Annotated in this window: 7 protein-coding genes; all 7 read right to left on the reverse strand. The window is 72.5% G+C overall.

All coding sequences use genetic code 11. The annotated features are described in order from the left end of the window. Nucleotides 1-62: 62 nt before the first annotated feature. On the reverse strand, nt 63-1,388 hold the full coding sequence (locus tag D7X55_RS30050) for a cytochrome P450 (protein WP_121724861.1): 1,326 nt from the start codon (nt 1,386-1,388) through the stop codon (nt 63-65). A 105-nt stretch (nt 1,389-1,493) separates the two neighbouring features. Further along, entirely contained in the window at nt 1,494-2,960 is a 1,467-nt protein-coding gene (gene menE, locus D7X55_RS30055) for an o-succinylbenzoate--CoA ligase (RefSeq protein ID WP_121724862.1), read from the reverse strand. 42 nt (nt 2,961-3,002) lie between these two features. Further along, nucleotides 3,003-4,157 carry an o-succinylbenzoate synthase gene (menC, locus tag D7X55_RS30060; protein WP_120546400.1) on the reverse strand — a complete coding sequence of 385 codons (1,155 nt, stop codon included), beginning with the start codon at nt 4,155-4,157 and terminating at the stop codon, nt 3,003-3,005. A gap of 12 nt (nt 4,158-4,169) precedes the next feature. Further along, a complete protein-coding gene (locus D7X55_RS30065) occupies nt 4,170-5,090 on the reverse strand; it encodes a 1,4-dihydroxy-2-naphthoate polyprenyltransferase (protein ID WP_120546401.1) in 921 nt (306 codons plus the stop codon). Continuing rightward, entirely contained in the window at nt 5,087-5,938 is an 852-nt protein-coding gene (menH, locus tag D7X55_RS30070) for a 2-succinyl-6-hydroxy-2,4-cyclohexadiene-1-carboxylate synthase (RefSeq protein WP_121724863.1), read from the reverse strand. Before menH ends, D7X55_RS30065 begins: the two co-directional genes overlap by 4 nt. Further along, nucleotides 5,929-7,698: a 2-succinyl-5-enolpyruvyl-6-hydroxy-3-cyclohexene-1-carboxylic-acid synthase gene (gene menD / locus D7X55_RS30075; RefSeq protein WP_120546472.1), complete on the reverse strand. Its 1,770-nt coding sequence runs from the start codon at nt 7,696-7,698 to the stop codon at nt 5,929-5,931. Before menD ends, menH begins: the two co-directional genes overlap by 10 nt. Beyond that, the coding region (locus D7X55_RS30080) for an isochorismate synthase MenF (protein WP_121724864.1) at nt 7,698-8,795 on the reverse strand (1,098 nt) is incomplete at its 5' end. The genes D7X55_RS30080 and menD, both read right to left, overlap by 1 nt.

Here is an 8,795-nt window from a genome sequence, read left to right on the forward strand (position 1 = left end):
GGTGAAACACCCGGCCCGTCCGTGGGGGCGCCACGGGCGGGGCGGGTCCCTGGTGGTGGGCCTCAGGCCCCGCTGGGGGTCCAGCTCACCCGCAGGTGCTGGATGGCGCGGATGGTCAGCGACTGCGTGTGGCCGAAGTCCGGGTTCTCCTCCAGCTTCAGGTCCGGGAGCTGATCCAGCAGCAGGTTGGTGGCGATGAGCGCCTCCAGCCGCGCGAGCGGAGCCCCGATGCAGAAGTGGATGCCCCGGCCAAAGCCCAGGTGCGTGGGGTGGTGCCGGGAGATGTCGAAGTGGTCGCCATCCGGGAGCAGCGTGGCGTCACGGCTGCCGGACGCGTAGAGCAGGAGCAGCCGCGAGCCTCTGGGCAGCGCGACGCCCGCCAGTTCCACGTCCTCCGTCGTGGTGCGGATCATCCCGTGCGCCACGGAGTCGAAGCGCAGCGTCTCCTCGATGAGGTGCGGCACCAGCGAGCGGTCCTCGCGCAGCTTCTGCCAGAGGCCGGGCTGGATCAGGGCCTGCTTCCAGCACTGGGCGAGCAGCGCCGTGGTCGTCTCATGGCCGGCGGCCAGCATGCTGCCGGCGATGGCGATGATCAGCTCCGGCAGCGTGAGCGCCTCTCCGTCCGCGTCGGTGGTGACCAGATAGCTGATCAGGTCGTCGCGGGGCTCGTCCTCGCGGGCGCGGATGAGGCGGGCGACGTAGTGCTGGAAGGTGACCCAGCTGCGCGCGAGCGGCGGCTGCTCCTCCGCGGGGACGCGGGTGAAGATCATCCGGAAGAAGTCGTCGCACCAGCGCTTGATGTCCGCCATGTCCTCCTGGGGGACGCCCGCCATGCCCAGGATGACCCGCACGGGCAGCGGGTACGCGAACTCCGTCACCAGGTCCGCGTGGCCCCTGCGGGCGAAGGCCTGGATGAGCTCCTCGGAGACGGCGCGGATGGGCGCCTCCTGCGCGGTGATGCGCTGGGCGGAGAAGCCCCGGCCCAGCAGCTTGCGCAGCCGGGTGTGCGCGGGCGGATCCGAGTTGATCAGGCTGTCCGCCAGGGGATAGCCCTCGGCGAGCACCGCCAGCGTCTTGGGGGACAGCACCGAGCCCATGTTGCCCAGGTCCGCCGACGAGTAGCGCGCCGGGTCCTTCAGCACGTGGCAGATGTCCTCGTAACGGCTCACCAGCCACATGCCCAGCATGGGGTTGTAGCTGACGGGCGCGTCCCGCCTCAGCTGCGCGTAGAACGGATGCGGGTCCTCGACGTGCGGTCCCGCGAACGGGTTGTACTGCGCGCCAAGATGGGGGCACTTCATGGCGCCAGCGGCCTTGCTGGCGTTCGCCTCGACGTGGATCGCTTCGGACTGCCCTTCCACCTTCACTGCTTCCACTGCGGTACTCACCGTGAGCTTCCTCTCAGGATCCCCCCACAACGGAATATTATAACCCAACCTGACAGGTCTTCTCAGCGAGTCCTGCCAGCCCCACCCATCAAGAAATCAGGGTGCTCACGACCCTGACTGATACGGGGGATGAGGCTGAGCGTATTTGCGGAGGACGGGGCGCTCCACCTTGCTCATCGCGTTTCGAGGAAGTGTTTCAATTGCGACAAAGCGAGTGGGCACCTTGAACCGCGCGAGCGACTGGCGGCACCACGCGTCCAGGTTGTCGGGCAGGGCGTGGCCGGGGCGCAGGACGACGAAGGCCACGGGCACCTCGCCCCAGTGCGGGTCCGGCACGCCGACGACGGCGGACTCCAGGATGGCCGGGTGGTTGGCGAGGACGGCCTCGATTTCGGCCGGGTAGAGGTTCTCCCCTCCCCTCACGATGAGGTCCGTGCGGCGTGACAGCAGGGTGAGGCGACCCTTCGCGTCCAGCACGCCCACGTCGCGGGTGCGCAGCCAGCCGTCGTGGAAGGCCTCGCGCGTGGCCTCGCGCTGGCGCCAGTAGCGGGCCATGAGCGTGGGGCCGCGGACCTCCACGTCCCCCTCCTGTCCTTCACCGAGCGTCGCGCCGTCCGTCCCGACGATGCGGACCTCCAGGCCCGGCAGCGGCGGCCCGGCGGTGCGGCCATCCGCTTCGCCGGGGCGCTCGGTGGTGACCTGGGAGCAGGCCTCGGTGAGGCCGTAGGTCTGGAGGGCCAGGAGTCCCGCGGCCCGGGCGCGCGTGAGCAGCGCGGTGGGGACGGGACCGCCGCCGATGAGCGCGCACCGGAAGGTGTCGGGGAGCTTGCGGTCCTGCCTTGCGTCCAGCACCCGCTCCAGCGTGGTGGCGACGAAGCTGGCGTGGGAGGCGCCCTCCGAGTCGATGGCGCGGTTGACCGCGTCCGCGTCGAAGCGCTCGTGCAACAAGAGGCAGCCGCCCTCGTACGCGGTGCGCGTGAGCATGGCCAGGCCGCCGACGTGGAACAGGGGCAGCGTGCCCAGCCAGCGCGGCGCGGGGTGCGCGCCCAGGTTCGCGGCGGACGCCCGGCTGGAGGCGCGGAAGGCACCTTCCGAGAGCACCGCGCCCTTGGGCCTCCCCGTCGTCCCGCTGGTGAACAGGATGACCCGCGCCGTGTCCGCGTCCCAGCTCCGGGCGGGCACGGGTTCGCGCGCCGACACGCTGCCGGGGAAGGACTCCAGCGACTCCGCTTCCGGGATCCGGTCTCGCAGGGACTCGAGCGCGAGCGTGAGCCGGGGCTCGACCTCGTCCAGCAGGGGCCCCAGCTCCGCCGGGGTGAGCCGGGCATTGAGCGGCGCGAAGATCGCGCCCAGGCGGCCGAGGGCCCAGAAGAGGAAGGTCACCGCCGGGTGGCTCGTGGACAGCAGCGCCACGCGCTCGCCCTGCCCTATTCCGCGCGCGGCCAGCGCTTCGGTCCAGCGCGTCACCTCTCCATCCAGTTCGCGGAAGGTCCAGCGCAGTCCCGCGAAGCGCAGCGCTTCGGCGCCGGGGTGCACGCGCGCGCCTTCGCGGATGGGGCAGTCGTAGATCATGGCCAGGCAGCTCCCTGAGGAAGGATCGCCGAGGCTCATGGATCAGCGGTCCCAGATGAGATCCGGGTTCAGTCCCAACCCGGGCATGTCTCGCAGCCGCACCAGCCCCTGATGCGGTTGATACGGATGATCTCTCGGCTCGTCCGCGAAGAGCCGCCCCACGGCGAGGCCGGAGGCCAGGTCTCCCGAGGGCAGCGCGGAGGCCAGGTGCGCGGCGCCCGCCCGGGCCACCACGCCGTCGATGGAGCTGGTGACGAACGCGTGCATGCCCAGGTGGGCCGCTCGCAGCGCCACCACCATGGAGGGCAGCAGCCCCCCGAGCACCATCGGCTTGATCACCACCGCGCCCACCGCCGGGCCACCGCCCAGGTCCATGGTGAGCAGCGTGCGCACCGCGGCCGGCGTGGCGAGCGTTTCGTCCGCCGCGATGATGCAAGGAGCGCGGCGCTGCACGCGCCACAGGGCCTGGAGGTCCTCCGGCGGCGTGGGCTGCTCCACGAGTTCCAGGTCGTACCAGCCCAGCCGATCCAGGGCGCGGTTGGCCTCGGGTTCCGTCCAGCCTCCGTTCGCGTCCAGGCGGAGGCGCACGCGCGGCCCCGCCGCTTCGCGCACGGCGCGGACCCGGGCCTCGTCCATGTCCAGCGAGCGGCCCGCGACCTTCAGCTTCAGCGTCTGGTAGCCCTCGGCCACCGCTGCTTGTGCTTCGCGGGCCAGGTCCTCCGGCTCCTCCGCGCTCAAGAGCGCGTTCACCAGGACCTCCTGCCGCGCCTCCTCCGCCAGCAACCAGCACAGGGGCACGCCCTTGCGCTGGGCCACCAGGTCCAGCAGCGCCAGCTCCAGGCCGTGCTGTGCTGCGGGGACCCGCTGCTCGGAGTCGATGCCCCGGATCCGCGCACCGCGCTGGCGCATCTCCTCACTGGCGGACGGCACGAGCGTGGCTTCGATGCCCTCGATGCTGTCCTCCAGCGTCTGACCCTTGAGGGCGCTCAGCCACCCGCGCAGCACCGTGTGCGTGGTGGCCAGGGACTCCGTGCCGAACTCGGGCAGCGGCATCGCCTCGCCCTGCCCCACGTGCCCCTCCTCGTCGCGCAGCCGCACGAGGAACCCGTCGCGCGTGGCGTAGGAGCCTCGCGCCGTCTTCAGGGGATGGGTCAGGGTGAGGTACAGCGGGGTGAGCGTCGCTTCGGTGATGCGCATGCCGCTCCTTCGTCAGCGCAGGTACAGGCCCACCGCGAACAGCAGCCCGAAGACCATCTGGAGCTTCGCCGTCCCGCCCAGCGCGGGGTTGAGCGCCGCACCCTGGGCCTTGAGCATCAGCTTCAGCGGCGGCACCACCAGCGGCAGGCTCAAGAGCGGCAGGAAGACCCAGGCGCTCGCGTAGCCCCTGGCGAACAGCAGGAACGGCGTGGCGTAGGAGGCGATCAGCAACACCACGTACTCCGCGCGGCCAAAGCCCGTGCCGAAGCGCACCACCATCGTGCGCTTGCCGGCCTTCACGTCCGTGCTCGCGTCGCGCTGGTTGTTCACCACGATGAGGCACGTGCCGATGGCGCCCACCGGCACCGACGCCCACCAGGCCGCGGGCGACACGAAGCCGGCCTGCACGTAGTACGCGCCCGTCACCGCGACGATGCCGAAGAAGATGAGCACGAAGAGGTCGCCCAGGCCGCGGTAGGCCAGCGGAAACGGGCCGCCCGTGTACGCGTAGCCGCAGAGCAGTGACGCCACGCCGATGAACACGATGGGCAGACCGCCCACCGCCACCAGGTACACGCCCACCAGCGTCGCCAGCGCGAAGCACGCGAGGCCGCCCATCAGCACCGTGGCCGGCGCGATGAGCCCGCTCTGCGTCACGCGCTTGGGCCCCAGGCGCTCCTCGGTGTCCGCGCCCTTCTTGAAGTCGTAGTAGTCATTGATGAAGTTGGTGCCGATCTGGATCAGCACCGCGCCCACGAGCGCCGCGACCGCGGGCAACAGGCGCCCCACGCCGTCACCAAACGCGAGCGCCGTGGCCACCAGCACCGGCACCGCGCCCGCCGTCAGCGTCTTCGGACGCACGGCCATCAGCCACGTCTTCAGCGAGGGACGCGGAGGAGCCGCACCGGGAGGAGTGGTCACCAGGGTCGTCACGAGTGGGTCGCCTCTCGCGCCAGGATGGCGTGTTCGAACTGCGGCGCTTCGTACCAGGGCGTCTGGAGGAACGAGAGCACTTCGCGCACGTACTCCTCCGGCGCCTCCAGGTGCGGGGCATGGGAGACCCCGGCGAATGCGTGCCGCCACACCACCGGCAGCTCCGCCGCCATGCGCCGCGCCAGGCCCGTGAACTTCACGTCCTCGGCGCCGGTGAGCAGCAGCGTGGGCAGCCGCTGGCGGTGCAGCTCCGGCCAGTAGTCCGGCTGCACGCCCAGGCCCAGGGTCTCCAACGCCCCGGAGAGCCCCTCCACCGTGCAGGCCTTGCGGCGCTCGCGAAGCGCGGCCTGCTCCGCCTCCGGCAGGCGGCGCAGCCCGTCGAACAGGGGCAGCGCCTCCCACCGGTCCACGAACGCGTCCACTCCCCTGGCGCGGATGAACTCCACGAGCTTCGCGTCGGCCTCGCGGCGCTCGGAGCGCTCCTGGCGGCGGTGCAGTCCGGGGGATCCGCTCTCCATGATCAGCCGGCCGAAGCACTCCGGCGCGCGCACCGCGGCGCCCAGCGCGATCCGCGCGCCCTGCGAGTAGCCGAGCAGATCCACGTGGCCGCCCAGCTCCCGGGCCAGGCGGACCACCGCGTCCACTGTCTCCAGGAAGCCGTCGCGCCCGCGCTTCTCCGGCAGCGGCGTGCGGCCGTGGCCAGGCAGATCCACCGCGACGAAGCGCACGGAGCGGCCGAGCAACGCACGCAGGTGCGCGAACGAGGCGCCGCTGCCGGTGAAGCCGTGCAGCGCCAGGAGCGTATGGGGGCCTTCGCCCCAGGTGTCGTAAGCGAGCGTCACGCCCATGATCCTTCTCCCAGTGCGGCGGCCATCCGCGCGAAGAGGTGCCGGTGCGCATCCACGTTGGTGGCCCGCTCCACCTGGACCTCCACCAGGTGGAGGCCGCCCTCCAGCCCGGTGCGCACCGCCGCACGCAGGGCCGCGGGCGTCGTGGGGCGCTCGAAGCGCGCACCCGCGAGCGCCGCCGCGTGCGACAGGTCCACGCCGTGAGGTGTGCCGAAGAGGGCTTCGAACTCGTCCTGCTTCGCCACCTGCGCCAGCGGCAGGAACGAGAAGATGCCGCCACCGTCGTTGTTCACCACCACGACCGTCAGGGGCACGCGCGCACGCGCGGCCGTCAGCAGCCCGCCCACGTCGTGCAGCAGCGCCAGGTCGCCGGACAGGAGCACCGCGGGCCGTCCCGCCGCCGCGGCCATGCCCGCCGCGCTGGACACGATGCCGTCGATGCCGTTGGCGCCCCGGTTCGCCAGCACCCGCATCGGCACGCCACCGCCGTGCGCGAACGCGTCCACCGCGCGGATGGGCATGCTGCTGGATACAAAGAAGAGCGCGTTCTCCGGCAGCGCCGCCACCACCTCGCGCGCCACGCGGGGCTCGGTCAGCGCGTCCTTCTGTTCGCCGAGCGCCTTCTCCAATGCATTGCGCGCCACGCGCTCCGCGTTCATGAAGTCCTGCGCCCAGCGGCCAGGGCCTCGCGACAGCCCCTCCGTCAGCGTCCGGCACGCGAGCACCGCGTTGCCCTCCACCACGCGCGTGGCCTGGTGCGCCGGGTCGTAGAGCGCGCCCTCGTCGCTGAAGACGGTGATGTCCGCGCCGGAAGCGTCCAGCCACTGCTGCGGCGACTTGGGCGTCAGGCCTCCGCCGAAGCGCAGCACCACCTGCGGCACGTGGCTCCGCGTGAACGGCTCATGGCGCAGGAGCGCGTCGTAGAGCGACACCGTCAGCGGGCCGCCGCCATAGCGCGCCTGCGACGTCGCCTCCGCGAGCACCGGGTAGCCCGTCGCCAGGCTCAGCGCGGCGATGGCCTCCGCGAAGCCGTCGTCCTCGTCACGGGGGCCGCACACGATGACGCCGTGCTCGTTGGCGGCGATTCGCGCCGTCACCTCCGCCAGCGCCATCGGGTCCGGGGCTCGCGACGCCTGCGCGATGCGGGTAACGGGCGCGTCCGTCCGCCCTTCCCTCGCGAGCGCCGTCAGCTTCTCCGCGCCGAAGTCCTGCGCGATGGGCGCCAGCGGTTCGCGGAAGGGCACGTTGAGCTGCACGGCGCCCCGGGGCGCGCGGCACGCGGTGCTCACCGCGCGGGCGGCCGTGGCGCGCAGGTGCGCGATGGAGGCGCTGTTCGCCTCCGGCATGCCCACGTCCGCGAACATCCGCGCGAAGTCACCGTAGAAGCGCGCCTGCGGCACCGTCTGCGGCGCGCCCCAGCCCTGCAGCTCCAGCGGCCGGTCCGCCGTGAGGATGATCAGCGGCACCTGGGCCATGGCCGCCTCGATGACGGCCGGGAAGAAGTGCGCGCCCGCGGAACCGCTCGTCGCCACCAGCACCACCGGCTGGCGCGACTGCTTCGCCATGCCCAGCGCGAAGAAGCCTGCGCTGCGCTCGTCGATGACGGACCAGACGCGCAGGCCCGGCGTGTGTGCGCACGCGAGCGCCAGTGCCGACGAGCGCGAGCCCGGACACACCACCGCGTGCCGCACGCCGCCCCGCACCAGCTCCTCCAGCAGCGCTCGCGACCACAGCACGTTGAGGTTGGCGTCCTGGGGCATCACCGGCCCCCCAGCGCACGCAGCATGGCCAGACTCTTCATCTCCGTCTCCCGCCACTCGGACTCCGCGCTGGAACCCGCGACGATGCCCGCGCCCACGAAGAGCCGGGCCTTCGCCCCGCGCACCAGCGCCGAGCGCAACGCCACCACCAGGTGCGCGCGCCCGGGGCCCACCCAGCCCACCGGCCCCGCGTACCAGCCCCGATCCAGGGCCTCGTGCTCCACCAGGAACGACAGCGCGCGCTCGCGCGGCGTGCCGCCCACCGCCGGCGTGGGATGCAGCGCGGTGACGACGTGCGCGGTGTCCACGCCCTCCGCCAGCTCAGCGCGGATGCCCGTGCGCAGGTGCACCACGTTCTTCAGCGCCAGCACCGACGGCTGCGCGTCCGCGGACACGCTCGCCGCCACCGGCGTCAGCGCCTGGAGGATGTAGCGCACCACCGCCTCATGCTCGCGCCGATCCTTGTCGCTGGCATCCAGCGCCTCCGCGCCGCCCGGCGCCGCGGACCCCGCCAGCGCCTCCGTCTCCAGCCGGCGCCCGTCCACCCGGCACAGCGTCTCCGGCGTCGCGCCCAAAAAGCCCGTGCCGTCCGGCGCGCGGAAGAGGAACGTGGCGCAGCGCGGGTTCTGCTCACGCAGACGCGCCAGCACGTCCACCACGTCGAAGGGCTCCGGTCCCTCCGCCTCCAGCGCCCGCGCCAGCACCACCTTGTTCAGCTGGCCCGCGCCAATCGCCTCCACCGCGCGGTCCACCAGGGCCTCGAAGTCCCGCCGCGACGAAGCCGTGCGCAGCGCGACGGGCGCGCCCACCGGATGGCGATAGGACTGGGGGAAGGACGCCCGCATGCGCTCCAGCCGCGAGCGCACCACGTCCTCCGCCCCCGGCCCCTCCGGCGCGAAGACCGCCACCGCCAGCGCGCTGCCCTCGCGCCACACCAGCACCTCCGGCAGCGTCCAGCGCGCCAGCCCATGCGAGCGCCACGCACCATCCACCGGCGCCGTGGGACTGAAGCGCATGCCTCCAAACCACGGGCCCGGCATCGTGGGTGATGCGGCATCCAGCCACCGCACGCTGTCGTGCCCCAGCGCGCCCAGCAC

The organism is Corallococcus sp. AB049A (assembly GCF_003668885.1).
GTDB classification, from domain to species: domain Bacteria; phylum Myxococcota; class Myxococcia; order Myxococcales; family Myxococcaceae; genus Corallococcus; species Corallococcus interemptor.

Excerpts from the sequence above, each read along its gene's own strand:
- menC (WP_120546400.1), bottom strand. The coding sequence starts at position 4,157 with ATGCGCATCACCGAAGCGACGCTCACCCCGCTGTACCTCACCCTGACC.
- menE (WP_121724862.1), bottom strand. The coding sequence starts at position 2,960 with ATGATCTACGACTGCCCCATCCGCGAAGGCGCGCGCGTGCACCCCGGC.
- menH (WP_121724863.1), bottom strand. The coding sequence starts at position 5,938 with ATGGGCGTGACGCTCGCTTACGACACCTGGGGCGAAGGCCCCCATACG.
- menD (WP_120546472.1), bottom strand. The coding sequence starts at position 7,698 with ATGCCCCAGGACGCCAACCTCAACGTGCTGTGGTCGCGAGCGCTGCTG.